This is a genomic window from Algoriphagus sp., from assembly GCF_046296635.1.
GTDB lineage: Bacteria > Bacteroidota > Bacteroidia > Cytophagales > Cyclobacteriaceae > Algoriphagus.
Window position 1 is genome coordinate 215,395 of record NZ_JBKBKZ010000002.1, and the last position, 24,974, is coordinate 240,368.

General features: G+C 40.9%; 25 protein-coding genes. 12 read left to right on the top strand and 13 right to left on the bottom strand.

Features of this window, described 5'->3' with window-relative positions; genetic code table 11:
- Window positions 1–54: 54 nt before the first annotated feature.
- The 3 genes from ACK4HU_RS03105 to ACK4HU_RS03115 all read left to right on the top strand — a co-directional run bounded on the left by ACK4HU_RS03105 (window position 55) and on the right by ACK4HU_RS03115 (window position 4,137).
- Window positions 55–1,128, top strand: a complete 1,074-nt coding sequence (locus ACK4HU_RS03105; protein WP_409803384.1) for an anhydro-N-acetylmuramic acid kinase — start codon at window positions 55–57, stop codon at window positions 1,126–1,128.
- A gap of 76 nt (window positions 1,129–1,204) precedes the next feature.
- Entirely contained in the window at window positions 1,205–2,431 is a 1,227-nt protein-coding gene (locus tag ACK4HU_RS03110) for a Glu/Leu/Phe/Val dehydrogenase dimerization domain-containing protein (RefSeq protein ID WP_409803385.1), read from the top strand.
- Between the two features lie 179 nt (window positions 2,432–2,610).
- The gene (locus tag ACK4HU_RS03115; protein WP_409803386.1) at window positions 2,611–4,137 is read left to right on the top strand and encodes a sodium:proton antiporter; all 1,527 of its coding nucleotides are present in this window, start codon (window positions 2,611–2,613) and stop codon (window positions 4,135–4,137) included.
- 320 nt (window positions 4,138–4,457) lie between these two features.
- On the opposite strand, the gene ACK4HU_RS03120 is transcribed toward ACK4HU_RS03115, so the two are convergent.
- Complete coding sequence (locus ACK4HU_RS03120; protein ID WP_409803387.1) at window positions 4,458–5,606, bottom strand: hypothetical protein; 1,149 nt, start codon at window positions 5,604–5,606, stop codon at window positions 4,458–4,460.
- 977 nt (window positions 5,607–6,583) lie between these two features.
- Between ACK4HU_RS03120 and ACK4HU_RS03125 the strand changes: the two genes are divergently transcribed.
- Window positions 6,584–6,847: a hypothetical protein gene (locus ACK4HU_RS03125; protein WP_409803388.1), complete on the top strand. Its 264-nt coding sequence runs from the start codon at window positions 6,584–6,586 to the stop codon at window positions 6,845–6,847.
- 35 nt (window positions 6,848–6,882) lie between these two features.
- Here the strand turns inward: ACK4HU_RS03125 and ACK4HU_RS03130 are convergent, their stop codons facing one another.
- Window positions 6,883–7,485 carry a DNA-3-methyladenine glycosylase I gene (locus ACK4HU_RS03130; protein ID WP_409803389.1) on the bottom strand — a complete coding sequence of 201 codons (603 nt, stop codon included), beginning with the start codon at window positions 7,483–7,485 and terminating at the stop codon, window positions 6,883–6,885.
- Window positions 7,486–7,582: 97 nt separating this feature from the next.
- Here ACK4HU_RS03130 and alr point away from each other — a divergent pair, with 97 nt between their 5' ends.
- Window positions 7,583–8,737, top strand: coding sequence for an alanine racemase (alr, locus tag ACK4HU_RS03135; RefSeq protein ID WP_409803390.1), 1,155 nt, complete (start codon window positions 7,583–7,585; stop codon window positions 8,735–8,737).
- On the opposite strand, the gene purU is transcribed toward alr, so the two are convergent.
- The 8 genes from purU to rfbC all read right to left on the bottom strand — a co-directional run bounded on the left by purU (window position 8,734) and on the right by rfbC (window position 16,068).
- Window positions 8,734–9,588, bottom strand: a complete 855-nt coding sequence (purU, locus tag ACK4HU_RS03140; protein ID WP_409803391.1) for a formyltetrahydrofolate deformylase — start codon at window positions 9,586–9,588, stop codon at window positions 8,734–8,736. The two genes, alr and purU, sit on opposite strands and share 4 nt — an antisense overlap.
- 9 nt (window positions 9,589–9,597) lie before the next feature.
- Entirely contained in the window at window positions 9,598–10,335 is a 738-nt protein-coding gene (locus ACK4HU_RS03145) for a shikimate dehydrogenase family protein (protein ID WP_409803392.1), read from the bottom strand.
- On the bottom strand, window positions 10,332–11,267 hold the full coding sequence (locus ACK4HU_RS03150; protein WP_409803393.1) for a DUF368 domain-containing protein: 936 nt from the start codon (window positions 11,265–11,267) through the stop codon (window positions 10,332–10,334). Before ACK4HU_RS03150 ends, ACK4HU_RS03145 begins: the two co-directional genes overlap by 4 nt.
- Window positions 11,268–11,322: 55 nt before the next feature.
- Window positions 11,323–12,093 (bottom strand): phosphosulfolactate synthase, encoded by a 771-nt coding sequence (locus tag ACK4HU_RS03155; protein ID WP_409803394.1) that lies wholly within the window; start codon window positions 12,091–12,093, stop codon window positions 11,323–11,325.
- A 130-nt stretch (window positions 12,094–12,223) separates the two neighbouring features.
- Window positions 12,224–13,639: a tetratricopeptide repeat protein gene (locus ACK4HU_RS03160; RefSeq protein ID WP_409803395.1), complete on the bottom strand. Its 1,416-nt coding sequence runs from the start codon at window positions 13,637–13,639 to the stop codon at window positions 12,224–12,226.
- A gap of 162 nt (window positions 13,640–13,801) precedes the next feature.
- Complete coding sequence (locus tag ACK4HU_RS03165) at window positions 13,802–14,755, bottom strand: NAD-dependent epimerase/dehydratase family protein (protein WP_409803396.1); 954 nt, start codon at window positions 14,753–14,755, stop codon at window positions 13,802–13,804.
- 9 nt (window positions 14,756–14,764) lie between these two features.
- Window positions 14,765–15,514 carry a tyrosine-protein phosphatase gene (locus ACK4HU_RS03170; protein WP_409803397.1) on the bottom strand — a complete coding sequence of 250 codons (750 nt, stop codon included), beginning with the start codon at window positions 15,512–15,514 and terminating at the stop codon, window positions 14,765–14,767.
- The gene (rfbC, locus tag ACK4HU_RS03175) at window positions 15,514–16,068 is read right to left on the bottom strand and encodes a dTDP-4-dehydrorhamnose 3,5-epimerase (RefSeq protein WP_409803398.1); all 555 of its coding nucleotides are present in this window, start codon (window positions 16,066–16,068) and stop codon (window positions 15,514–15,516) included. The genes ACK4HU_RS03170 and rfbC overlap by 1 nt, the downstream gene beginning before the upstream one ends.
- A gap of 203 nt (window positions 16,069–16,271) precedes the next feature.
- On the opposite strand from rfbC, the gene hflX reads away from it, so the two are divergent.
- Window positions 16,272–17,537 (top strand): GTPase HflX, encoded by a 1,266-nt coding sequence (gene hflX / locus ACK4HU_RS03180; protein WP_409803399.1) that lies wholly within the window; start codon window positions 16,272–16,274, stop codon window positions 17,535–17,537.
- Window positions 17,538–17,615: 78 nt separating this feature from the next.
- Here hflX and dgt read toward each other — a convergent pair whose 3' ends face one another.
- Window positions 17,616–18,962, bottom strand: coding sequence for a dGTP triphosphohydrolase (gene dgt / locus ACK4HU_RS03185; RefSeq protein WP_409803400.1), 1,347 nt, complete (start codon window positions 18,960–18,962; stop codon window positions 17,616–17,618).
- A 55-nt stretch (window positions 18,963–19,017) separates the two neighbouring features.
- On the opposite strand from dgt, the gene ACK4HU_RS03190 reads away from it, so the two are divergent.
- The 6 genes from ACK4HU_RS03190 (at window position 19,018) to ACK4HU_RS03215 (ending at window position 22,298) form a co-directional block, all read left to right on the top strand.
- Window positions 19,018–19,158: a hypothetical protein gene (locus ACK4HU_RS03190; RefSeq protein WP_409803401.1), complete on the top strand. Its 141-nt coding sequence runs from the start codon at window positions 19,018–19,020 to the stop codon at window positions 19,156–19,158.
- Window positions 19,159–19,252: 94 nt separating this feature from the next.
- A complete protein-coding gene (locus ACK4HU_RS03195) occupies window positions 19,253–20,044 on the top strand; it encodes a DUF4382 domain-containing protein (RefSeq protein ID WP_409803402.1) in 792 nt (263 codons plus the stop codon).
- Entirely contained in the window at window positions 20,041–21,069 is a 1,029-nt protein-coding gene (gene ribD, locus ACK4HU_RS03200) for a bifunctional diaminohydroxyphosphoribosylaminopyrimidine deaminase/5-amino-6-(5-phosphoribosylamino)uracil reductase RibD (RefSeq protein WP_409803403.1), read from the top strand. Before ACK4HU_RS03195 ends, ribD begins: the two co-directional genes overlap by 4 nt.
- Complete coding sequence (locus ACK4HU_RS03205) at window positions 21,062–21,544, top strand: GAF domain-containing protein (protein WP_409803404.1); 483 nt, start codon at window positions 21,062–21,064, stop codon at window positions 21,542–21,544. The genes ribD and ACK4HU_RS03205 overlap by 8 nt, the downstream gene beginning before the upstream one ends.
- Before the next feature lie 32 nt (window positions 21,545–21,576).
- On the top strand, window positions 21,577–21,894 hold the full coding sequence (locus ACK4HU_RS03210; RefSeq protein WP_409803405.1) for a nucleotidyltransferase family protein: 318 nt from the start codon (window positions 21,577–21,579) through the stop codon (window positions 21,892–21,894).
- Window positions 21,891–22,298 (top strand): HEPN domain-containing protein, encoded by a 408-nt coding sequence (locus ACK4HU_RS03215; RefSeq protein WP_409803406.1) that lies wholly within the window; start codon window positions 21,891–21,893, stop codon window positions 22,296–22,298. Before ACK4HU_RS03210 ends, ACK4HU_RS03215 begins: the two co-directional genes overlap by 4 nt.
- On the opposite strand, the gene ACK4HU_RS03220 is transcribed toward ACK4HU_RS03215, so the two are convergent.
- Both ACK4HU_RS03220 and dxs read right to left on the bottom strand, forming a co-directional pair.
- A complete protein-coding gene (locus tag ACK4HU_RS03220; RefSeq protein WP_409803407.1) occupies window positions 22,267–23,031 on the bottom strand; it encodes an alpha/beta fold hydrolase in 765 nt (254 codons plus the stop codon). The two genes, ACK4HU_RS03215 and ACK4HU_RS03220, sit on opposite strands and share 32 nt — an antisense overlap.
- Window positions 23,032–23,045: 14 nt before the next feature.
- On the bottom strand, window positions 23,046–24,959 hold the full coding sequence (dxs, locus tag ACK4HU_RS03225; protein WP_409803408.1) for a 1-deoxy-D-xylulose-5-phosphate synthase: 1,914 nt from the start codon (window positions 24,957–24,959) through the stop codon (window positions 23,046–23,048).
- Window positions 24,960–24,974: the final 15 nt, after the last annotated feature.

Below are 24,974 nucleotides of genomic sequence, written 5' to 3' on the forward strand. Positions count from 1 at the left end.
TTACTTGCTTAAATTTATCTTTGATCTGCTTCCTGACTTAACAATCTTTAACCCATGCACCCACAGAAATACAGTTTGATCGGTTTGATGTCCGGGACTTCCGGAGATGGACTGGATATGGCCTATATTCACTTTGAGCTGAATGAAGTTTGGAGTTTCCAAATAGCTCGGGCCAAAACGGTGTCATTCCCAGTGGACTTAGGAAGAAAACTTCAAGAAGCCCACTTACTCAGCTCCTTTGAATTAGCTCAGTTGGATGTGGATTTTGGTAAATGGATGGGAATTCAGGTCAGTGATTTTTGCAAAGAGTTTCAGCTTAAACCGGACGCGGTCGCCTCACATGGACACACCGTCTTTCATCAACCGGCAAGCGGCCTCAGTCTTCAAATTGGCAATGGATGGGCACTTCATCAGGCCTCCGGCAAAAAAGTGATCAACGACTTTCGGATGCTTGATGTCCAATTTGGCGGTCAAGGAGCACCATTGGTTCCGATTGGAGATCAATTGCTTTTCCCAACGGCTGATTTCTGCATCAATTTAGGAGGGATCTCCAATATTTCAATGGAAAAGGGCGGAGTCAGAATAGCCTTTGATTGCAGCCCTTTCAACCTATTATTAAACGCAGAGGCAAATAAACTTGGAAAACCTTACGACTCCGGGGGAGAAAAAGCACGATCAGGCGAAGTCAACCTGACATTATTTGAAGCATTGAATAAGCTGCCGTTTTATTCCAAAGTTTCCGCAAAATCATTGGGCAGGGAAGATATGGAAAAGGATTTTTTCCCTTTGCTCAAAAAGTCAGGCCTCAGTTCTGCGGACACCCTGAGCACATTGGTAGAGCATTTTGCATTTCAAATCACTTCGGTAATCAAAACTTTTTCTCAAAAAGAAACCCCGGCCGTTCTAATCACCGGAGGAGGTGCATACAACACCTATTTTATCGAGCGATTGGATCATTATCTGAAAAAAAGCTGGATACAAGTAGCCGCAAATGCCGAATTAATTGAATTTAAAGAAGCTTTGATTTTTGCTTTTTTGGGCGCGTTGCGGCTTCGTGGTGAAAATAATTGTTTAGCCTCAGTAACAGGAGCATCCCGAGACAACTGCGGTGGAACCCTCTATGGGTAACTTGTCTTCGAAAGGTTGTTGAGGACCCCATCATATTTTTCCTATTTTTGGCAGCGAATATAAAACCCAAAAAACAATGCAGGAACTGCTGGAAAAATTTGAAAATAAAAAACCAGAAATCGTTTTTGAATGGAGTGATTCCGAAACCGAGGCGGAAGGATGGGTAGTCATCAATTCCCTTAGAGGTGGTGCCGCCGGTGGAGGAACGCGCATGCGAAAAGGTCTGGATAAAAGAGAAGTGGAATCACTGGCCAAAACTATGGAAGTGAAATTTACTGTATCGGGGCCGGCGATCGGAGGTGCAAAATCCGGTATCAACTTCGATCCATCCGACCCGAGGAAAGCTGGAGTTTTGGAACGTTGGTACAAAGCAGTAATGCCCCTCTTGAAAAATTACTATGGAACTGGAGGGGACTTAAATGTCGATGAAATCCATGAAGTAATTCCCGTGACAGAATCGTATGGACTTTGGCATCCACAGGAAGGTATTGTCAATGGACACTTTCACGCCAACGAACCACAGAAAATCCGAAAAATCGGTCAGTTGAGACAGGGAGTCTCCAAAGTTCTGGAAGATCCAAACTTTACTCCAAACGGATCGAAAAAATACACAGTAGCAGATATGATCACTGGCTACGGTGTAGCAGAAGCCGCCTGTCATTATTATTCCATCTGGGGAGGAGATATCCGTGAAAAGCGTGCGATAATTCAGGGCTGGGGAAATGTAGGAGCTGCGGCAGCCTGCTTTCTGGCTGTCGAAGGAGTAAAAATAGTCGGCATTATAGATAAGGAAGGTGGTTTAATTAAGGAAGAGGGTTTTGATTTGGACGAGATTCGGGAGCTCTTTGTAAAAAGGACAGGAAACAAACTTATCGCTGAGAATTTGCTTTCCTTCGAAGAAGTCAATGCCAGAATATGGGATCTAAAAAGCGAGATTTTCATCCCGGCTGCCGCATCTCGATTAGTGACTCAGGACCTTGTGTCGCGGATGGTAAATGCAGGATTGGAAGTAATTTCATGCGGGGCCAATGTCCCTTTTGCTGATTCAGAAATTTTCTTTGGTCCGATTGGCGTTTCGGCAGATGAAAAAGTAGCTGTAATTCCAGACTTCATTGCCAACTGTGGAATGGCAAGAGTGTTTGCTTATCTGATGAGCGATGATGCGGAAGTGACGGATCAGGCAATTTTCTCCGACGTTTCAAAAACTATAAAACTTGCAATGAAAAAGACCTTTGCCAAGAATCCTTCAAAAACAAAACTAGCCCAAACTTCCTTTGAAATAGCTTTGACACAACTCGTGTAAAAGGATATTAAAAGAACCGAGTTCGGAATTAATTTTCATGAATTCTGGATTTGGTTCTTTTCCTAGTTGGACAGTTTACCTCAAAATCTGTAGTTTAGTAATCAGTTTAATACTGAATGCACCCTAAAAAATTTGCTTAAATTTCCCGAAAGTAATACCCTGCATACCTAAACGACCAAATGAAGAAATATCTTGTAAGTTTATCCATACTTTTCGGAATATTATTTTTTGGCCTCGTTGAGACAACACCTGTTTTTGGCTATTCCGCTGAGAATTCGGTGGAATTACTTGCCCATGCTGATGCAGATTTTACACAATTGGAAGCCTCAACAGTCGAAATTCATGCAGAAGCCGGGGAACATGATACTCATTCCGCCCCTGCATGGTTGGTGATTCCCTTTATTACTTTGTTGTTAATGATTGCCACGGGACCACTTTTTTATGAGCATTTCTGGCATCACAATTACCCTAAAATTGCGGTTGGCTTTGCTTTGATTGTCGTCTTGTATTACCTCTTTGTAATTGGAAATGTCCATAGCCCCGTTCACGCTTTAGCGGAATATATTCAGTTCATAGCCCTCTTGGCTTCGCTCTACGTTGCATCAGGAGGCATTTTAATTGAGATTGACAAAAAAGCGACTCCAATGGCGAATGTTTCGCTGCTTTTGATCGGAGCTGTCGTATCCAATCTTATTGGCACCACTGGGGCTTCCATGCTTTTGATCCGGCCATTTATCCGATTGAACAAAGGAAATATCCAAGCTTATCACATCGTGTTTTTCATCCTGATGGTGAGTAATGTCGGTGGTTCCTTGACTCCGATTGGAGATCCTCCTTTGTTTTTGGGATTCTTGAAAGGGGTTCCTTTCTTCTGGACCATCGAACACAACTGGCCAGCATGGGCTTTTGCACTGGCTTGCCTTTCTGTAATCTTTTATTTTGTTGACCGCAAGTTTGGAAAACTTCCAGAAGACGAATACACCGAAGTAATAACCTACACCAACAAGTTCTCCATGATCGGAGTCAAAAATTTCGGTTGGCTCTTCATTATAATCTGTGCAGTATTCCTAGACCCAAATGTAATCGAAGGCGTTCCTGCGATTGTTTATGACGGTCAGAAATTTTCCTATCTGAGAGAAATTATCATGCTTTCAGTGGCCTATTTCTCCTATAAGTTCGGTGACCAAAAGGCCCTAAAAGGAAACGAATTCAACTTTGAACCCATCCGGGAAGTAGCTTTTATTTTCGTTGGAATTTTCGGTACGATGATGCCGGCTTTGGAACTGGTTGGCAACTTTGCCAAATCCCCCGAAGGTGCGGCCATGATCACTCCAAACACATTGTATTGGGGAACAGGGGTGCTTTCTGCCGTACTCGATAATGCTCCTACCTACCTGAATTTCCTGGCAGCGGCAATGGCTTCCGAAGGGGCGAATATTAACAGTATTGCTGAGGTAAGGGAATTTGCAGCTAATACCATGAATGATTCTGATACCACGTTTCAACTTTTGGCTATTGCGATCGCCTCGGTATTCTTTGGAGCGATGACCTATATCGGCAATGGCCCTAACTTCATGGTAAAGTCTATCGCTGAGCAGAGCGGAATTAAAATGCCTTCTTTCTTTGGCTACTTGATTCGATTCACCATTCCGATTCTACTTCCAATCCTTTTCTTGGTTTGGCTGTTATTTATCGCCGTTGTCTAATCCTATCCCTTGAGAGTAATATTTAAAGGATTTTTGCTTTTAACTGTACCCAAAAAGGTTCATTAAGTCTAAACCTGTATTTGACTTAATATCTAAACTTTTCTTGGATATGGTGGACATAAGATCATCCGTTTCTTTTTTACATCCTACCAAGCGAATAAATGCAAGATGAAAAAGTTTAGTTCCTCCGATGGAAACTACCATCCGCTATATGATACATAGAGAAATGAGTCATCGACAAGATTACGAAAACTCATCTATATTAATTTTAACATTTTTCTAATCACCTTAACAAATAGGCTTGCCTTGAAAAGTTAGTCCTAAAATCTCGGATATTCATATTTTGAAACTACCAATTCATCTTCTAAAGTATTTTTTTCAGGATTTATAACATAAAAGAAATTCTTAGTGAAAAACATAAATCGATAATCAAATTGATCAATTTGATACGATCCCAAATTTTCGAATGAATTCGGATCATAAAACGACAACACAAAATTAAACTTGTAAGGATTTTCTTGGTGCCTTAAAATATCAAAGTCTTGAATCCCTAGAAAACTGACTCTGACGATTTTATTGTTTTTTTCATCATAGAAGACAGAAAAATGCCCACCTTGTGTAGCATTATAAATTAACTGATTAACCCCTCCGCTTTCTGCCTCGTGAAATTCGGTTAAATCACTAATATCTTTAAATGGTTTCATTCCATCTACTTTACTATGAAATGAAGTCCAGTTTCCCTTCGAAAGATCTCTGACATATATGGAGTCAGAATTGTAATAACTGTAATAGACTACATTTTTTATTTTATTTACCGCTCTAGAAGGTCTTAATCGAACAGAGGAATAATAATGATCTTTTAAGTAACTAGTAGGAAGATAGGTTTCTCTATACACTTCAAAAGATTTGAGATTTAGAACTACATCAACATTTTGATTATCAATTATTTTTTGTGATTCCACTGATCCACCAAGTGAAATTAAGTCTTTATCTAAGAAATAGGGTTTCGATTCAGCATAAATCCCCGACCAATAGCTTCTATCATTGGGAAAATTTCTCATAAACTCAAATACTTTTGAGGCCTTCCCGTTTTGATTCCATAAGTACAGAACATGCTTCCTATAGTCATACAAAAAAATTGAATCTAAACTATGGATATAAAATCCTGAAGGTGGAGCTAATCCAATCTTTAAATTTTCAAAATCATCCTCAACTTGAAACTCTCCAATTTTTGATTTTGTTTTGAAGTCAAAATAAACGAATCTATTGTTGAACGGTGTGAGGACATAAAGTACTTCTTTATCGTTTTCAGAATAGAGTTCATAGTGATTCCCGCTATTTGAAGTTAAAGAGTCAAGTTCGAAAACCACTAGTTCCGGTAATTTTAATTCTTTTGAATTATTTTGGGAAGTTGAACAACCAAATAATCCAAGAGCGAGCAATAATGATATCCAAAAATTTTTTGCCATTTTTTTCCCTTTATTAAAAAAAAAGGAGGAATAATTTTCCTCCTTAATACCAATTTAGACCATACAATCTCCAGGCCCCTCTGCTCCAGTATCACACCATGTTTGGGTTACATCCAAAATCGTGACACTTCTGCACTGACCAGCTGTACCAGTTTCTCCCGCCATAACAGGTGGACAATTCGCAAATGAATTAAATCCAGTAACTGAAAAAACGAAAACGATTAAACAAACAATAATCTTTTTCATAACAGTTTACTTTTTAAGTTAAATAATGATTTTACTTGAATATAACTCAATAACTTGGAGAAGAAAAATAAGGAAATATTTCTCTTTGCTAATTTTATACGAATGGTATTTTTTAGGGTTTATTGGTAAGATTTTAAAATTAACACTCCCAATTACTTAGACAACTTCAAAAACTTATGACAATCGACTATATGGTCATTGATCAGACCAGATTAGCCTGTAAAGGGGGAAAAAAATTTGGCCCATTTTAAATAAATGATCGAGACTAGCGTTTTTCTTAACTAAGTCACACTCTTTTCAATGCGGCTTTGCCAGTCTTGAAATTCAATTTCAAGTTGGAATACTTTTTCAATTCAGTAAGCGTTTTCCTTAACAAAAAACTATTAAATTATATTTTGTTGAAATTGACCAACTTAGCTAAGGAATATGTTTAGGAAATCGTTATTTCATTTACTCCTCTTCTTGCTGCTGCTGTCATGCAACGAGGAGGATTTTCTTCCACAAGGAAGTCAGCTCATGTTAAATCCCAATTTATCCCTGTATCCTGACTCGGTTGTTCCCTGGACACCCTCAAATCTTAATGGGATTCAACACGGGGTCAGCAGCGAGGAATTCATTAGCGGAAATCGGTCACTATATATTGAAAATCTAGGAAGTACATTCGCAAACGCATCCTTCTGGAGCCAAACTTATTCTGGGCCGATGCCAGCGCCAGGAAGCACACTAGGCTAGTGGCATTTGTAAAGGGAGAAAATATCCAGGATCTTACGGCGGGAGGAAGAATTTTTATTGCCTTGAAAGTATTCCCCACGATTAAAACGGAATCCGTCGCTTCTGCTGTGTTTGATTTTCAAGGGGATGTTGACTGGGTTCTTTTAAAAGCTACTTTGGAAGATTTTCCGAAAGATGCCGAAAGCATCCAGGTAACTCTAAATGTGCCAACGCAGACTTTGGTCAAGGCATATTTTGATGAAATCAATCTGACAGTAAAGTGAAATTATTCATTCGGCTTGTCGGCCATACATATTTTTTAACCGAAGAACCCAAGCTTATAATTTCTGAGCTCTTGATATCGAAAGCAACTGACCAAATGGTCGTTGACCAAGCCTGTTGCTTGCATGTGCGCATAAATCGTGGTGCTACCCAGGAATTTGAAGCCACGCTTTTTTAGATCTTTGGCAAGTCGGTCAGATTCAGGAGTGGTGGCCAATGCTTCACCCATGGTTCTGAGGGAATTTTGAATAGGTTTTCCACCTACAAACCCCCAGATGTAATTTGAAAAACTTCCAAACTCTTGCTGTACTTCCATAAATCGCCTTGCATTGGAGATCGCTGCTCGGATTTTCAAAACGTTTCGAATAATCCCAGAGTCCTGCAGCAATTCCTGAACATAACTCTCCGGAAAATCTGCCACCAACCGATAATCAAAGTCTGCAAATGCCTTGCGGTATCCTTCCCTTTTCTTCAAAATCGTAGCCCAACTCAAGCCCGCCTGTGCACTTTCAAGTACTAAAAACTCAAAATGAATTCGGTCATCATAGACAGGCACTCCCCATTCGGTATCGTGATAGGAGATGTATTCGGGAAATCCAAGGCACCAAGGGCAGCGAGACTTTTGTGGGTTTTCAGACATATCAATTTTGATTGATCTAACAATGTTAAAACTAATCAAGAATTGGGATAAGAATCCTTAAGGGTTTAAATTTTGCCGCAAAACACTTCAAAAATCAATGCATCATACTTCCAGCCTGGAAATCAGTGCCAGCGCTTATAGTCAAAATATCGCATTTATTCGCTCTCGAATTGGCTCCAAACCCTTGATTTCAGCGGTTGTAAAAGGAAACGCTTACGGTCATGGTATCGCTCAACTTGTGCCAATTGCAGAGCAGGCAGGGGTCCAGCATTTTAGCACCTTTAGCTCGGATGAAGCTCGGGAAGTCTTGGCAAGCAGTACTCAGTCCAATGAAATTATGATCATGGGAATGCTCCATTTGGAGGAAATTCCAGATTTGATTCAGTTGGGTATTCAGTTTTTTGTCTTTGATTACGAGCGATTGGAAAAGGCAATAGAGGCTGCAAAATCCTTGGAGAAAAAAGCCAAGATTCATGTGGAAGTCGAAACAGGTTTTCGAAGAACAGGATTTGAATGGGAAGACCGGGAAAAGCTTCTGAAACTCCTCCAGAACAATGAGTCAAATTTGGAATTAAAAGGACTTTGTACACATTTCGCAGGTGCAGAAAGCGCTCAAAATCATCCCCGAATTCAAGAACAGATCGATCTTTTCGAAAAATTTCGAATCTTCTTCGCTGAAAATAAAATTGAATTTGAGCGACTGCATACCGCTTGCTCGGCAGCAACCCTACTCTTTCCGGAGACTCACCTGGATTTAGTGCGAATCGGAATTTCCGGATATGGGTTTTGGCCGACACGGGAAACTTTTGAATTGATCAAAAGCCAACTTCCGCCAGAAAACCGAAATCCTCTAAAGCGACTACTGACTTGGAAAACCCAGATCATGAGTCTCAAACAGGTAAAATCTGGAGAGTTTGTAGGTTATGGGAAAAGTTTCCAAGCAAGTGAGGACATGACTTTGGCAATTATTCCAGTAGGTTACTCCCATGGGTATGGTCGCAATCTGAGTAATAATGGAAGAGTCCTTATCGCAGGGGAATATTGCCCAGTCATTGGCACTGTAAATATGAATGCAGTAGCAGTCGATGTCAGCCAATTGGCCGAGATTAGAGCTGGAGATGAGGTAGTTTTGATTGGAAATCAGGGCAAAAATGAAATTACAGTAGCTTCATTTGCAGAAACTTCAGACTTAATCAATTATGAGATGCTGACACGTCTACCTGCCCAAATTCCCCGAAAAATTGTGGATTAATAGAAAATAATGGTCTTGTTTCTGAAAGCCATTACCTTTCGATCTACATGATACTTGATGGCCTTGGATAGCGTGACTTTTTCCACATCCTGACCAATTTGCACCAATTCGGGAATCGTATTATGATGCCTCACCCGTGCTACTTCCTGTTCGATGATTGGCCCTGCATCGAGCTCCTCGGTCACATAATGAGCGGTGGCTCCGATGATTTTCACTCCACGTTCATAGGCTGCATGATAGGGTCTCGCGCCCACGAATGCAGGCAAAAATGAATGGTGAATGTTTATGATTCGATTAGGGAAATTCTTAATGAAATCTCCTAAAATAATCTGCATGTAGCGCGCCAAGACGACAAAATCCACCTGATGCTCTTTTAATAGTTTTAATTGCTCGGATTCAGCAGATGCCTTATTGGAAGAATTAACTGGGATATGGAAAAAAGGAATTCCAAAAGCCTCCACAATACTTTTCAAATCCGAATGATTGGAAATCACCAACGGAATATCCACCTCAAGCTGCCCGGCATGATGCCTTCCCAAAATATCAAACAAACAATGCGAAAGTTTGCTGACAAAAATCGCCATCCTTGGCTTGGGAAAGTTGAAATAAAGCTTAAACTCCATCCCGAATTTCTGCCCGACCTCATCCTTGAATTTGGCTATTATTTCTTCCTTTTTCAATAAAAAAGAATCCAATTCCCAAGCCGCACGCATGAAGAAAAGGCCCATTTCCTCGTCCACATGCTGATCCACTTCAAGGATATTCCCATTGTAGGAATACAGAAACCTGGAGACTTCAGATACGATTCCCTTCTGATCGGGACATTGAATAAGTAAGATTGCCTTGTTCATAGGGATAGTTTATGAATTCCAAATTGTCCATGCCGCTTCTGCCTGAAGTACAAGCATGTCCATCCCGTTTTTGACTTTTCCTCCTCGGTCAAGACAAGCTTTCATAAGCGTGGTTTCCGAGGGATTATAGACTAAATCATAAACTCGGTTAGACTTGTTTAGCATTTCAACAGGAATATCAGGCATTTCATCCGTTTTTGGGAAAGTCCCAAGTGGAGTTGTATTGATAATCAATGGAAATTTTTGAAGAAAGGCTGGGTTGGTTTTCAGGTCAGAATAAGTGATTTGATTTTCTCTTGGTCTTCGTGAAACCGATAAAAAATCAACCCCCAAGTCTTTTAATGCAATTCTCACCGCTTTGGAAGCTCCTCCTGTACCCAGAACCAAGGCTTTAGGAATATCAGTCCCTAGCCAACTTTTCAACGATTCCTTAAACCCGATGTAATCGGTATTGAAGCCTTTTCGATATCCATTTCGGATTTGAATACAATTAACTGCACCGATAATCTCGCAAGCAGGATCCAATTCATTTAAAAAAGGAATCACGTCCTGCTTATAAGGAATGGTCACGGACATGCCTTCCAGCTCTCGATTTTCTTCCAATACTTTTTCGAAATCGGAAATATCAGGTATCTCGTATAGGTCAAATTGACAATTTTGGATTCCTTCTTTTTCAAACTTCTCTGAGAAATATTTCTTGGAAAAAGAGTGGGAAAGTGGGTATCCGATCAGTCCAAATTTTCTCATGATTTCAACAGTTTTGAAGCTAACCATTCAATGAAAAGTACCAAACCAATTCCAAAAACAAAAGCCAAAACCGCTGCTAAAATTTGTGGTTGCTCGCCTACTTGTTCCAAATAACTGCCAGGAAGGATATTTTCGGTCAAAAATGGTTTTTGCTCACCGCTGGAAGAGGTTCGCCAAGCTGTGACAATTTTCCAAGGCCAAAGCTCATTGACCGAACCCAGCATAAAACCTGAAAGAAGGCCAATTGTCGCTGAATGATATTTTTTCAATAACCATGAAATTACTCGGCTAAATGACAAAAGCCCGACGATACAGCCTAATGCAAAAACAAAGATTTTTAAAATATTCCGCTCGGTTACTGCTTGGAGAATCCCCTCATATTGGCCAAGAATCAGGAGTATAAAACTTCCACTGATTCCAGGCAAGATCATCGCACAGATAGCGATCGAACCTGCAATAAAAGTAAACCACAAGGCATCAGGAGTAGTAGAAGGAGGCAAACTGGTAATCCAGATGGCAAGAACTATTCCTATCAAAACTGCCAGAACCACACCCAAATGCCATCGCTTGATTTCTTTCAAAATCATAAAAGCACTAACTAAAATTAACCCGGTGAAAAAGGACCAAAGCGGTATCGGATGATTACTCATCAAATAGGTAATCAAGCTCGAAAGCACAAAAATACTGGTAAGAATCCCAAGCAGAAGACTCAATAAAAAAGACCCATTAACCGCCTCATAGAATCGTTTGAATTCTCCTTTTGTAAGAAGCTTGAAGTTCTCTAAGGAAAACGAATTAATACTATCAAGCAATTCTTGATAAATTCCCGCAATCAAAGCAATCGAACCCCCGGAGACCCCAGGAACAATGTCAGCTGCACCCATAGCCATTCCCTTGAAGTAGGTAAGGGCATACTTTTTTATTGAGTTCATAAACAAAAATAAAGGCTGACCAACGAATCGATCAGCCTTTTTGGCTTAGATTTTATTAAAGTTTAATTTCTCCCAAGAAATGGTCAAACGTGTCACCCCTTAACCCTAATCGGATAGTCTCTAAAGGAATGATTTCCGAAGGACTTATATTTCCGAGATTAACATTAGCTCCCAAAAGCTTGATAAACCAAACTTGCTGGGATTTTTGAGGGGCTTCCCAGATTATTTTTTCTTCAGGAACTTGAGTTAAAATTTCTTCCACAAGTCCTTGACGAACTTCGCCAGAGTCTCGGAATAGACCGACATTTCCTCCCTCGCGGGCTTCTCCGATTACTTTCCATGCTCCTGCCTGTAATTCAGTTTGCATTTGCTCGATCCACTTGTATGGAGGAATGATTTTCGCGGCATCTTTTGAACCAACTTCTGAAAGTACGGTGACTTGCTTCGCAAGCGTGGTGATGTACTCACATTTTTTATCATGATTCAATGAAATCGAACCATCCGAAACTTCTGCAAATTCCAAATTGTACTTATCAAGTACACGCTGATAATCCTCGAATTGACCTCGCACGATGAAGGCTTCAAAAAGTGTCCCTCCGAGATATACCGGAATTCCAGCGGCTTTGTATACAGCAAGCTTCTCGTTCAGTTGCTTAGTAACGTAGGATGTTGCCCAGCCCAATTTGACTATATCAACAAAATTAGAGCAACTGTCAACAAAATCTTCGGTTTCCCGAAGGCTAAGACCTTTGTCCATAGCCATAGTGAATCCCGTGGTACGCGGCTTATCAGTCCGTACTGGAATATTCTTTAGCACATAGTTCATGTGTTTACAATTTGATTTTTAATGGCCACGCCTGCCTGCCGGCAGGCAGGTGGAATCTCGCAAAGTTTATAATAATCCCTCTGTGTATCGCTTTGGGTCATGCTTGATTTCATTTGCCAGGTTTTAAAGTTTAGAGCAGGGAATGGTCATCCCGAAATTGAGCGATGATCTTGTAGATGGCCTTTTGTTCTTTGAGTTCAGGCATCAATTCATACAAGATCGTATGCTTATCAAAGTCCAAAGTTAACGCATTTTCTAAATAAGAGAACGCATCTTTGTATTTGCCCATCTTTACCAGGTAAACTACCATTCGGTAATAGAGTTCGGGCTCTTCGGGGGCTTCTTCGATGCCCTCTCTGACTACATCTACGGCTTCTTCGAATCTGTTTTGCTCAAAATAAATCACCGAGAGATTGACATAGGTCTCCATGATTCCCGGTTCTAGATTAATGGCCTCCTCATAAGCTTCGGAGCTAGCCTGCATGTTTCCAAGATTAAATTCGGCATCGGCTAGACCCACCCAAAAGTTTGCGTTTTCTTTATTAAGATTGAGGGCCTTTTTGAAATAATGGATTGCTTCGAAAAATTTCTCCTTTTTAAGCATGCACATGCCAAGTCCAAACCAGGCATCGTCATATTCCTCATCCAGTTTTGCTGACTTCTTGAAATATTTGAATGCTTCATCGATGTTTCCCAACTTTTCGTAGGCAGCACCCATGTAGCAGCAATTTTCCGCATTGACTCCTTCACAGTTGATGGTATTCTGATAGGCCTCCAGGGCTGCCTCGTATTGATGGGTATTCATCAAGGAGTTTCCTAAGTTGAAATACGCAGAGGCGAAGGCATCGTCAATTATCAAAGCATACTCATACGCCGAAATAGCATCTTCAAATCTGCCCAGCCGATTGTAAACGACACCCAGATTATACCAAGCACCTGCAGAATAGGGATCCTGATCAATGAATTCCTGATAGAATTGGAGGATTTCGTCAAATGAACCTTCCTCTTCGGTGATCATCGCCAACTGGAACAAAGCGTCCTCATGGTTGATTCGGTTCTTAACTGCCTCTTTGAAATATTCACTTGCTTTTGCGTTGTCGCCTTTGGCTCGATAGAGATTTCCGAGAGAATAAAAAACTTCCGCTTTATCCTCTGCCATGGGCAGATAATTCTCTAAAAGTTCAATTCCTTCCTGATGATTCCCCGCCAGAATCTGCGCATTGGCCAAGGCCAACACAATGTCCTCATTGTTAGGAGAAAGATTATTGAGGTTTTCCAAAATACCCAATCCCTCTTCGAGTTCATCATTGAAGATTAAGCATTGCGCTTTAAGCAGACGGATTTCCACCGAAAAAGGAAACTTTTCCAATGAGTATTCAGAGGCTCTTAAAGCTTTGAGGAATTTCTGCTGGTCGAAGTAAAACCGAATGATATCTTCCAGTTCTTCTTCTTCAAAATAGAGGTCCAGGTTGGATTTCAGGGAGTTTTCAAAACGCTCAACGAGTTTTTTGTCTTCTTCCCAGTCGTGGTCGTGATCTCCGGTCATTCGGTGATGTTATGGTTTATTTAAGATACCAATTATTGAGGTATCTCAAAATATAGGTTGTTTAATTTTTCCTTTAAGCCAAATTTTTTTTTGAAATGATTGGGCTGTTGATTCAGGAAGACAATCATTGGCTAAACGATGAGGCCGAAAAATAAGTTTATTTCAGGCCTCCTTCGCCCATTCCAAACTCTCCCTAAGTGGAAAATAATTATAAGCAAGCAGGGTTTGAATTTTTGAATTTTCAAAGCGGATTTTTTGCTGAGTTAATCTCACCGTTTGTTTATTAAGTGGGCTTTTGCTTAGTCCAACTACGCGAAGAATTGCTGTGGAAAAGGATGCGACAGATATCAACCAATTCGGCAATGCCATGCTTGGAGCTTTTTTTCCAAACACAGATGCGATTTCAGAAAAAAACTCCCGGTAAGAAATACTCTCCTTATTTAAAATGAATCGTTCGCCCCAAGCTTGTCTGTTTACTAATGCCCGAGTGATCTTGGCCGCATCCCGCACATCGATGTAATTCAGATCTCCCTTTGGGAAAAATTTGTTTCCTTCCAGAACATATGAATATATGGCTGTACTACTTTTCCCATAGTTTGCCTTCCCTAATAATATGGAAGGATTGACCACGATCAATTGTAAGCCTTCCTGTTCTCCCCTCCATGCTTCGAGCTCAGCCCAATATTTGGAAACTGCATATTCTGTATTGAGTGGAGATTCAGTCCACTTAAATTCCTCATCAATTTGGTTTAACTCCGGACTTCGGCCAATTGCTGAAACCGAACTTACATGTACCAATTTATTGACCCCACTTGCAAGCATCGCATTGACGAGATTTGCAGTACCCACAGTATTTACTTCGTAAAGTTTTCCTTTATCCTTAGCTGAAAATGAAACAAGTCCGGCAGCATGTACCACCAGATCAATCTCTTGTAGGGATTCAAGCAGGGATTCCATATCGGATAGTTCCCCTTCATGCCAATGGATATCTAGTCCATCCACTAGACTTGGCTCGGAGTTTTTCCGCCTGAGCCCATGGATTTGTCCTACTTGGCTGAACTCTCGGGCGAGATGACTTCCAAAAAGCCCTGTAATTCCCGTGATTAAAATGTTCATATACAGGCCCTAAAGCGTCTTGTTAATTAACTCAAGATGCTGGATTTTCTCAAAAATCTTTTGGTGTTTTGGCAATGTTTCGAGCATATCAAGGTAGCGTTCATTGTGACAATCTGTCCCTAGAAGCGCCACTAATCCTTTGTCCACGAGCATTTCTCCAAATTCTTTCACCTGCTTGGAATAGAAGCCTGTAAACGAAAGTAAATTCACCTGGAAAAGAAGGTTCCTTTCGAACAGTTCTTCTTGAAGCTTTTTATCACTTATTAAGTATTGATAACGCTCCGGATGTGCTAGAATCGGCTTGTAACCAGCCATTTCAAGATGAAAAATGATGTCCAGAAGCATTTGGGGTTTATTGATAAATCCCGTTTCGACCAAAATATAATTATCACCAAAGGTGAGCAGTTTCTCCCCGGCTTTCACTTTTTCAAGAAATATCTCATCCAAATAATACTCAGCGGCGGCATCTATTTCGATTTCGATCCCTTCCTTCTTTATAGCATTTCGAAGATCTTCAAGTCCCATATGGATGATTTCCGGAGTATTGCGGTAGTACTCTGACATGATATGCGGTGTGGTAATGATTTTTTTCAATCCATACCCCATCAATCTTTTTACTAAAGCAATCGATTCTTCCATGGATTTCGACCCATCATCGATTCCGGGAATTAAATGAGAATGCATGTCAACTTGTAACCAGGACAAGTCAAGAGAAACTTCTTCTTCTAGTTTCCTCTTAAAAACATTAAACCATACCATTATAAACCTCCATTACTTTGAATTACAAATTCGTCCAAGGTCATCCAGTGTTTGTCTTTGTCAGAAATAATAGGCTGATCGATAAGCCAATCGATCTCTAACGCCGGATCATTCCAAAGGATTCCACCTTCAGAAGGTTTGTGATAATAATTGGAGCATTTATACGCAAAAATAGCATCCTCTATTACCGAAAAACCATGGGCAAAACCAGCCGGAATGTAGAGCAGATTATTCTGCTCACTATCTAATACAGTGGAAAAATGTACTCCAAAAGTCTTTGACCCCTTTCTCAAATCAACTGCGACATCCAGAACCTTTCCTGTGATAGCTCTCACAAGCTTTGCCTGAGCAAATGGGGCATGCTGAAAATGAAGTCCACGTACAGTTCCTTTTTGGGAAAAGGACTGATTATCCTGAACCCAATCCACCTTTACTCCTTCTTTAACCAACCAATCCTGCCGAAATGATTCGAAGAAATAGCCTCTGCTATCGTTAAAAATTTTAGGAAATATTTCTATGAGTCCTGGAATCGGAGTGCTGCGCAACTCTGCCATTTGAAAATAAATTCTGATGCTTGTGGCAGTAAAATAACTACTCCCCCTTTGACTATCCTAATCTACTTTAGAGAATTATAATCAAATTTGAATGATTTTAGCCTCAAATCAGCTCTGACCTATTTGTAATCGACTTCACAGTAAATTCCTTGCGGAACTAATTGCACGTGAGAGGCCTTTGTTTAATCGAATAGAATCACATTATGAATAAATTTTCCAGGAAACTACAAAAACTTCACGAAACTGCACCCAAAGTAGAAACTGCGATTTTGGTCACGCTGATCCGCCAGCAACAAAGTGACCAAGAAGTAGAAGAACACTTGGATGAATTGGCTTTTCTGACAGAGACCCTTGGAGCCAAAACGGTTTACAGATTCACACAGCGGATGGAAAAACCCGAGATCAAGACCTATGTTGGATCCGGGAAGTTAGAAGAAATCAGAGCTTATGTCGAGCATTTTGAGGTAGATATGGTCATTTTTGATGATGATCTCAGTCCTTCACAAATGCGAAATCTAGAGAATGAGATCAAAGTAAAAATTTACGACAGATCACTTCTGATCTTGGATATTTTCCTTCAGAGAGCGCAGACAGCACAAGCTAAAACACAGGTAGAATTAGCAAGATTCCAATATTTGCTTCCTAGATTGACTAACATGTGGACTCACTTGGAACGTCAGCGTGGTGGCACCGGAACTCGGGGTGGTGCCGGGGAAAAAGAAATTGAAACGGATAAGCGGGATATTCGAGCAAGAATTACCCTACTCAAGGAAAAACTTCTCGAAATAGAAAAACAGGGTATCACTCAGCGAAAAGGCAGAAAAGGCGTTGTCCGTGTCGCACTTGTTGGGTACACTAACGTGGGGAAAAGTACGCTGATGAATCTGATCACCAAGACGGATATTCTAGCGGAAAACAAACTTTTTGCAACCGTCGATTCGACAGTTCGAAAGGTGGTTTTGGACACTATCCCTTTTTTGCTTTCCGATACGGTAGGATTTATCCGGAAACTACCCACTCACCTGATTGAGTCATTCAAATCTACCTTGGACGAAATCAGGGAAGCTGATTTATTAGTCCATGTCGTGGATATATCACACCATGCTTTTGAAGATCAAATTGCTGTAGTGACCCAAACCCTGAATGAACTGAAAGCTGGAGATAAACCGGTTTTGTTGGTTTTCAACAAAATTGACTTAGTCCTTCAGATGCCTTCGGAGGAGGAATCTTTACATATAAGCGAGCATGAACTTCAGGAAACACGATATGTGGATTTCAAGGCTTTAACTGATGCTTATGAAAAGAAAAACGGAATCAAGCCTGTGTTTATGGCAGCGAGTTCGGCAGAGAATGTAGAGGAATTTCGTGCTGCACTATTGGCGGAAGTCAAGAAACAACATCGAAAAATCTACCCCCATTATCTTGAAAATGAGGTGATCGATTGGAACGATAAGGATATTGTGAATTAACTACCGCATCTCAATAATTGATACCAAAAATTGACCGGAGGAATGGCTTTCGCCGGTTTTTTTATGCCAAATTTTAATTCAAATACCTGGGAAAGAGATTCCTTTCACTCTTCTGTAGAGATTAAGGGCATATTTATCCGTCATTCCTGAAATAAAATCCACCAAACTTCTAAGCATGGGATAAGGATTGACTTCAGCTCCCCAGCCTTTCAGTGGAAAATCTTCCGGCAATAACCTCAAAATACTTTTGTCTTGACCGGAAAAGAGTTCCGGGCTGTAAAACTGATGGTGTAAGGCTTGAGAAAATACGGCTAGCAGGCCTTCCAAAACCTGAAAGCCCGCAGCTTCCTTTTCCAAGACGACTTTTGATCGATAAATACTTTTTATAGAAATCGAGGAGATGGATGAAAGCGCTTTTGCAGATGGGATAATATCTGTCAGTGCTTTATCAAAATTTCCTTTCCGCATCCCCTCTTCATAATTACAAAAAACCTCAACGGTTTCGCGAATCAACTGTCCAATGGCCATTGCTCTTAATATTCCGAGACTTTGGGCTTGGGTTCGATCCTTGAGCTTTTCTTTATCAAATCGATCACCCAGAATGGGTTTTAAAAGATCGACTGTTTCATCGAAACTAACCAATCCCATCGTACAGCCATCTTCCAGATCAATAATACTATAACAGATGTCATCGGCAGCCTCCACCAAAAACGCCAAAGGATGCCTCACCCAAGATTCTGCGCTGATTTTCTCGATCCCCAAAGCATCGGTCATTTGCTCAAAATCCAGCAGTTGATTAATGAAAAACCCAAATTTCCTTTGACTTTTTCTTGCGATATCCCGCTGAGGAATTAAGCTCGGTCTGGGATATTTGGTAAAAGCAGCGAGTGTGGCATAAGTCAGATTTAACCCAAATTGCTTGGATACCAGCATTCTGAATCCTTGTGCATTACCTTCAAAATTCACCAAATCTGCCCATTGATCCACTCTTACATGCTTTTCCCAAACTTTACCATAAGGATGAAGCCTGAAAAAGTCAGAAATCGCCTCTTCCCCTGCATGGCCAAAGGGAGGATTTCCGATATCATGGGTCAATGCTGCAGCTGCTACAATTGAGCCAATCGCTGAGGATGAAATCCCCAGTTTCTGTACGGCAGGATATTTTTCGAGGAGAAACTCCCCAGCCGACTTTCCCAAGGATCTTCCTACACTTGAGACTTCCAAACTATGTGTCAAACGCGTGTGAACAAAGGCCTGATCAGGAAGCGGAAAAACTTGAGTTTTGTCCTGCAGGTTCCGAAAAGGGGCTGAAAAAATGATTCTGTCGTAGTCTATTTCAAATTCTGTGCGACTGGATTCCAGGGCAGGAGTTTTTGGACCTTCTCCAAATCGTCCGCTAGCCAGCAAATTTTCCCATTTCATCATCCCCAAAATTAATCAGCTCCAGAGATTAATTTGGTAAATAAATAAAATTGATGTCTTGACACAGGGAATCAATCCAAGAACTTACACCAACACCATTACTCCTAATGCACTCTACAATCCGACCACAGTAACGGGGATAGTAGTCGAAAATGACAAAGTAACCACAGTCCCTCCAGTCACGTTAATGCTCAAATAATTTTTAAAAGCTGGAAAAATTTCCGGCTTTTTTCTTTCCCAGCACTTCTGAGGTATTATTCTTGAATTGATGAGTTTTGGATTAAATTTGCCCTGTGAATAGATTCAAACTACTGCTGTTTTTTATTTTTCCAATAATTGCTTGGTCCTGCAGGGACTTTGACAATAGCCCAAAAGCCCTGGTGAATATACTGTTGATAGATGCTCCTGCTCAATGGGATTCTGTTATTGTGGAAATTCAGGGGGTAGAATTGGAATTCGTTGCAAATGGGAGAGAAGCAGAAATCACGCGCATTTTTTTACCCTATGAGCCAGGGGATAAAACAATAGATATTTCTCTTCTTGTTGGTGGTAGATCTCTTCTTTTGGGACGAAGTGAGATGCAACTTGGTGTACTCACAGGGATTTCCTTAAGACTGGGAACAGAAAATTCACTTTACCAAAAGGATAATCGATTTCCGCTGACCTTGCCACAGGGAATAAACGATTATTATCAACCACTTTCCATCCAACTCGAAGGAGGTTTTGCTTATGATCTTGTCCTGGATTTTGATCTGGCAAAGTCAATTCAAGTTATAAATCCGAGTCCTTTAACTCTGAATTTTAATCCCACTATTCAGGCATTTTCAGGCATAGGAAAAGGTGAATTGACAGGTTCAACCAGTCCTGCAGAAATTCGTCCTGTGATCTACGCAATATCAGCTAAGGATTCAATTAGCACGCATACCAATTCCAGTGGCAATTTTTTGTTCCGATTGGAGCCTGGCACATACAATATATTCATTGATCCCAAAGATGAACGATACAACTCCGCTACACTTTTCGATGTAAATATTGAACCCGGGAAAAAGACTCCTCTGGAACGAATTACCTTGACAAGAAAATGAGCGAGAAGGATCAACACTACATGAGAAGAGCTTTGGAACTTGCTGAGTTGGGCAGGGGAAATGTAAGCCCAAACCCGATGGTAGGTTGCGTCATTGTTCAGGGAGAGGTGATCATTGGTGAAGGTTTTCACCAGCTATTTGGAGGACCTCATGCAGAAGTCCTTGCTGTTAATTCGGTAGAAAATCAGGAATTACTAAAAGACGCCACAGTCTATGTGACATTGGAGCCCTGTGCTCATTGGGGCAAGACACCACCCTGTGCTGATCTCTTGGTGGATAAAGAAGTAAAAAAAGTAATAATTGCTGCAGTGGATTCCAACCCGTCGGTCGGAGGAAAAGGAATCGAAATCCTAAAAAACGCCGGTATTGAGGTTGAAACTGGGGTTTTGAAACAAGAAGCCCTTTGGCAGAATAGACGTTTTTTCACCCAAATCGAAAAGCAGCGTCCTTATGTCATTCTGAAATGGGCGCAGACATCCGATGGATTTGTTGCTCGGGAGGACTTTTCATCGAAGTGGATTAGCGGCATTCAAAGCCGACAATTGGTTCATAAGTGGCGGGCGGAAGAAGATGCAATATTGGTTGGAAAAAACACGGCACTTTATGATAATCCAAGCTTAAATGTCAGAAACTGGGTGGGAAAAAATCCTATTCGGATTGTCATTGATTCCAAGTTGGAATTACCCGAAAATCTACATCTTTTCGATCAGTCAATTTCAACCATTTGCATTAATTCCAAGAAGTCAGAAATGAAGGAAAACCTTGATTTCGTTAATCTAGGGGACAATATTTCCATTTCCGATATTTTAAACGAGCTTCAAAAACGCCAAATTCAAAGTCTAATCGTGGAAGGAGGAAGCAAGGTTTTGTCCGGATTTATCGAAAGTGGGCTTTGGGATGAAGCGCGTGTCTTTACCGGAAAAGCTAAATTCGAAACAGGAATTCCCGCTCCACAATTGAACCAAAATCCAAGTGAATCACTTCAAATCGGAGACGATAATTTGACTATTTACCACCATGTCTGAAAGTTTATTTATTCCAGAAACTGCCGCTAAGGCTGAAAAATATGAAGCGTTAATCCCTCAGGTCGAAGCTCTGATTACAGGTGAAGAGGACCTCTACGCCAACTTGGCAAATATTGCAGCGGCTTTGAAAGAAGGTTTTGGATTTTTCTGGGTTGGTTTTTATTTGGTGAAAAATGAGCAATTGGTGCTCGGGCCATTTCAAGGACCTATTGCTTGTACACGCATCAATTTTGGAAAAGGTGTGTGCGGTACGGCATGGAAGGAAGCAAAAACCCAACTTGTTCCTGATGTGGATGCATTTCCGGGCCACATTGCCTGCAGTTCAGCTTCCCGATCCGAAATCGTAGTTCCCGTTTTCAAAGGAAAAGAAGTCGCGATGGTTCTCGATGTGGATAGCGACCAATTGGCTGATTTTGATGAAACAGACCAGAAATATCTGGAAGAATTAATGGGTATATTGGGGAAACTCCTTTAAATCAATTAATTAAAAATTCACTATCTTTAAATATGATTCAATCGGCTATTTTAGAGAAAATCACATCTTTTGCCTCAGAAAAATTTCCAGATTCTGAGCTTTTCCTTTTTGGCTCAAGAGCCAGGAAAACTGAGAAATACGATTCTGATTGGGATGTTTTGTTGCTTCTGGAGGAAGACATCATAGATCTGGCGAAAGAAAAATTCATAATGGATGAATTTTATGAATTAGAACTACAAACGGGGATTTCGATATCACCTTTGATTTATTCTAAAAAAGTATGGAATAAAACTCGACCGTTGACTTCGCTATATCAAGAAATTAAGAAAGATGCCATTCGGTTAAAATGAGTAAATCAAAAAAGGAGCTTGTGAAATATCGGCTTGAAAGAGCATTTGAAACCTATGAAGATGCGCTCCTTTTGGCAAGAAGTAATAAATGGAATTCGGCAATGAATAGACTTTATTACGCAGCTTTTTATGCAGTTTCAGCCTTAGTCTTATTGGAAAATCAAACTGCTTATTCCCATAATGGAGTCAAAATATTTTTCTCAGAAAGATTTATCAAAACAGGAAGGCTGGAACTCTCCGATGGAAAATTATTCTCCCAACTTTTCACATGGCGTCAAAAAGGTGATTATGACGATTTATTTGACTTTGATGAAAATACAGTTTCTCCATATTTAGAACCTGTAAAAAACTTCATCGAGAAAATTTCAAACCTCATTCTATCGAGTTTAGACAAAACTCCCTAATTATCCTTAGCGTTTCTGCTTTTTGCTCAATCATTCCCATGTGACCGACACCGTCAAGCTCGAAATATTGAGAAAAAGCATCTTTTTGGGCTCTGCTGGCCTCGATTTTCACGGCCCCATCCTCGGTTCCAGCGATCAGTAATTTGGGCCCCGAAAAGTGGTTCAGAACCTCCAAACGGTCTGGTCGATCTCGCATCGCACCGGCATAAGCGATCAATCCATTTAAGGTAGACCGCCTCCCATCTTTGATCGCCGATTCGATTTCTTTTGCAAATTCTTCTCTTCTGTTTTCCGGGAAAAGTGGTGGGACGAATGAAGTTACAAACTTGTCAACGCCATATTTTCGAAGGAAAGTGATGGTTCGATTTCTCATTCCCTTTTTTTCAGCATCATCAGCAAATGCCGTGGAGTGAAAGAGTCCAATTGCTTTGATGCGCTTCCCCATCAGTTCCAACAACGCTAGGGTAACATATCCTCCAAGTGAGTGTCCAATTACGATTGGATTTTCAATTTGATTTGACTCCATCCACTCTTCCAAAATCACCGCAACTTCCTCTAGAGAAATCTGATCTCCTGAAATAATTGAAGCTCCGATACCCGGCAAATCAGGACAAATCACCCGAAATTCCTTGGAAAGGTCCTCTGAAAAAAAATTCCACATGTTTCCCGTTTCACAATAACCATGAATCAGGATTAAAGGCTGACCTTTTCCTTTTTCGAAAAAATGAATCATAAGCAGGTGAAAATTTATGAAACTCTAACGACCTCTGAAAGAGCTCTTACGGCTTCAGCGATTCCAGCAGGATCAAATCCACACTCATGGTGCAGTTCAATTTGCTCTCCATGCTCGATCACATCATCTGGAATTCCCAGTCGCTTGACTTGAGCAGAATAGCCATTATCAACCATCCATTCAAGAACAGCAGAACCAAAACCACCCATCAGGCAGCCGTCTTCGATTGTGACTACTTTGTTGAATTTCCCAAAAATCTCATGGAGCAGTTCTCCATCTAGTGGCTTTACAAATCGCATATCGTAATGCGCAGGATTCAGTCCTTCCTTTATTAATGTATTGCAAGCTTCAACTGCATAATTTCCAATATGCCCAATAGACAGGATTGCTATTTCTGCCCCTTCTTTCACAATTCGCCCCTGTCCCACAGGAATCTGACGAAGTGGCGTTCTCCACTCTGGCATGACACCATTCCCTCTTGGATATCTGATCGAATATGGTCCTTCATGGAGTGATGCAGAGTACATCAAGTTTCGAAGTTCTTCCTCATTCATAGGAGAAGAGACGACTAGGTTTGGTACGCAGCGGAAAAAGGCAATATCGTAAGCACCATGGTGAGTAGGTCCATCTGCACCAGCAAATCCAGCACGGTCCAAACAAAGTACTACGGGAAGATTTTGAAGACACACATCATGTACGACCTGATCATAGGCACGCTGCATAAAGGTGGAATAAATATTACAGAAAGGAACCAAGCCCTGTGTGGCAAGTCCTGCTGAAAAGGTAACGGCGTGCTGCTCGGCAATTCCAACATCAAAGGCACGATCAGGCATTGCACTCATCATAATATTAAGCGAAGAACCTGATGGCATTGCTGGAGTGACTCCCATTATTTTGGGGTTCATTTCTGCCAATTCAACTAAGGTATGACCAAATACATCCTGATATTTTGGCGCTTGCGGAGCGGTGGGTACTTTTTTGAAGATTTCCCCTGTCACTTTATCAAAGGTTCCGGGAGCGTGCCAAGTAGTTTTGTTTCCATTTTCTGCAGGAGCATATCCTTTACCCTTTACAGTGATGCAATGAAGGATTTTTGGTCCTGGAATATCCTTCATGTCATTCAGAATCTCGACCAGATGATTCACATCATGCCCATCAACAGGGCCGAAATAGCGAAGATTGAGTGATTCAAAAAGATTGCTTTGTTTAAGAACTGCCGATTTGATAGCTCCTTCTACTTTGGAAATTACTTCTTGGGCACTGCTACCAAACTTGCTGAGTTTGCCCAGAATTTTCCACACTTCGTCCTTCGCCTTGTTATAGGTGTGAGAGGTGGTGATGTCTGTTAGGTAATCTTTTAATGCCCCGACATTAGGGTCGATGGACATGCAGTTGTCATTAAGAATGATCAACAAATTCGTGTCGCTAACCCCTGCATGGTTCATGGCTTCGAAAGCCATTCCGCCCGTCATTGATCCATCCCCGATCACTGCAACATGCTGGATATTGGAATTTTTATATTTAGAGGCTACGGCCATGCCCAAAGCAGCCGAAATGGAAGTACTGGAGTGACCTACCCCGAAAGTATCATACTCACTTTCTTTTCGCTTGGGAAAGCCTGAAATCCCGCCGTAGACACGATTAGTGTGAAATTTGTCTTTTCTGCCAGTCAGAATTTTATGTCCATAAGCTTGGTGTCCCACATCCCAAACCAATTGATCTTCAGGAGTATTGAGTACATAATGCAAGGCAACAGTCAACTCTACAACTCCTAAACTAGCCCCAAAGTGACCTCCATAAACGGATACATTATCCACTATAAACTGTCGAAGTTCATCGCAGATTTGTACTAGTTTTTCTTTGGGAAATTTCTTCAGGTCTTCTGGAGTATTGATTTGAGCGAGTAGTTCTCCTGGAGTGATTTGCATTTTTAGGGTCTTGAT

Bases quoted from the DNA above. Each gene is read 5' to 3' on its own strand.
- purU (WP_409803391.1), bottom strand. From the start codon at position 9,588: ATGAACAAGGCAATCTTACTTATTCAATGTCCCGATCAGAAGGGAATC.
- ACK4HU_RS03210 (WP_409803405.1), top strand. From the start codon at position 21,577: ATGATTCAATCGGCTATTTTAGAGAAAATCACATCTTTTGCCTCAGAA.
- ACK4HU_RS03120 (WP_409803387.1), bottom strand. From the start codon at position 5,606: ATGGCAAAAAATTTTTGGATATCATTATTGCTCGCTCTTGGATTATTT.
- ACK4HU_RS03110 (WP_409803385.1), top strand. From the start codon at position 1,205: ATGCAGGAACTGCTGGAAAAATTTGAAAATAAAAAACCAGAAATCGTT.
- dgt (WP_409803400.1), bottom strand. From the start codon at position 18,962: ATGATGAAATGGGAAAATTTGCTGGCTAGCGGACGATTTGGAGAAGGT.
- ACK4HU_RS03205 (WP_409803404.1), top strand. From the start codon at position 21,062: ATGTCTGAAAGTTTATTTATTCCAGAAACTGCCGCTAAGGCTGAAAAA.
- ACK4HU_RS03215 (WP_409803406.1), top strand. From the start codon at position 21,891: ATGAGTAAATCAAAAAAGGAGCTTGTGAAATATCGGCTTGAAAGAGCA.
- ACK4HU_RS03160 (WP_409803395.1), bottom strand. From the start codon at position 13,639: ATGACCGGAGATCACGACCACGACTGGGAAGAAGACAAAAAACTCGTT.
- ACK4HU_RS03170 (WP_409803397.1), bottom strand. From the start codon at position 15,514: ATGGTATGGTTTAATGTTTTTAAGAGGAAACTAGAAGAAGAAGTTTCT.
- ACK4HU_RS03105 (WP_409803384.1), top strand. From the start codon at position 55: ATGCACCCACAGAAATACAGTTTGATCGGTTTGATGTCCGGGACTTCC.
- alr (WP_409803390.1), top strand. From the start codon at position 7,583: ATGCATCATACTTCCAGCCTGGAAATCAGTGCCAGCGCTTATAGTCAA.
- ACK4HU_RS03220 (WP_409803407.1), bottom strand. From the start codon at position 23,031: ATGATTCATTTTTTCGAAAAAGGAAAAGGTCAGCCTTTAATCCTGATT.
- ACK4HU_RS03150 (WP_409803393.1), bottom strand. From the start codon at position 11,267: ATGAACTCAATAAAAAAGTATGCCCTTACCTACTTCAAGGGAATGGCT.
- ACK4HU_RS03155 (WP_409803394.1), bottom strand. From the start codon at position 12,093: ATGAACTATGTGCTAAAGAATATTCCAGTACGGACTGATAAGCCGCGT.
- ACK4HU_RS03130 (WP_409803389.1), bottom strand. From the start codon at position 7,485: ATGTCTGAAAACCCACAAAAGTCTCGCTGCCCTTGGTGCCTTGGATTT.
- ACK4HU_RS03145 (WP_409803392.1), bottom strand. From the start codon at position 10,335: ATGAGAAAATTTGGACTGATCGGATACCCACTTTCCCACTCTTTTTCC.
- hflX (WP_409803399.1), top strand. From the start codon at position 16,272: ATGAATAAATTTTCCAGGAAACTACAAAAACTTCACGAAACTGCACCC.
- ACK4HU_RS03165 (WP_409803396.1), bottom strand. From the start codon at position 14,755: ATGAACATTTTAATCACGGGAATTACAGGGCTTTTTGGAAGTCATCTC.
- rfbC (WP_409803398.1), bottom strand. From the start codon at position 16,068: ATGGCAGAGTTGCGCAGCACTCCGATTCCAGGACTCATAGAAATATTT.
- ribD (WP_409803403.1), top strand. From the start codon at position 20,041: ATGAGCGAGAAGGATCAACACTACATGAGAAGAGCTTTGGAACTTGCT.
- dxs (WP_409803408.1), bottom strand. From the start codon at position 24,959: ATGCAAATCACTCCAGGAGAACTACTCGCTCAAATCAATACTCCAGAA.
- ACK4HU_RS03115 (WP_409803386.1), top strand. From the start codon at position 2,611: ATGAAGAAATATCTTGTAAGTTTATCCATACTTTTCGGAATATTATTT.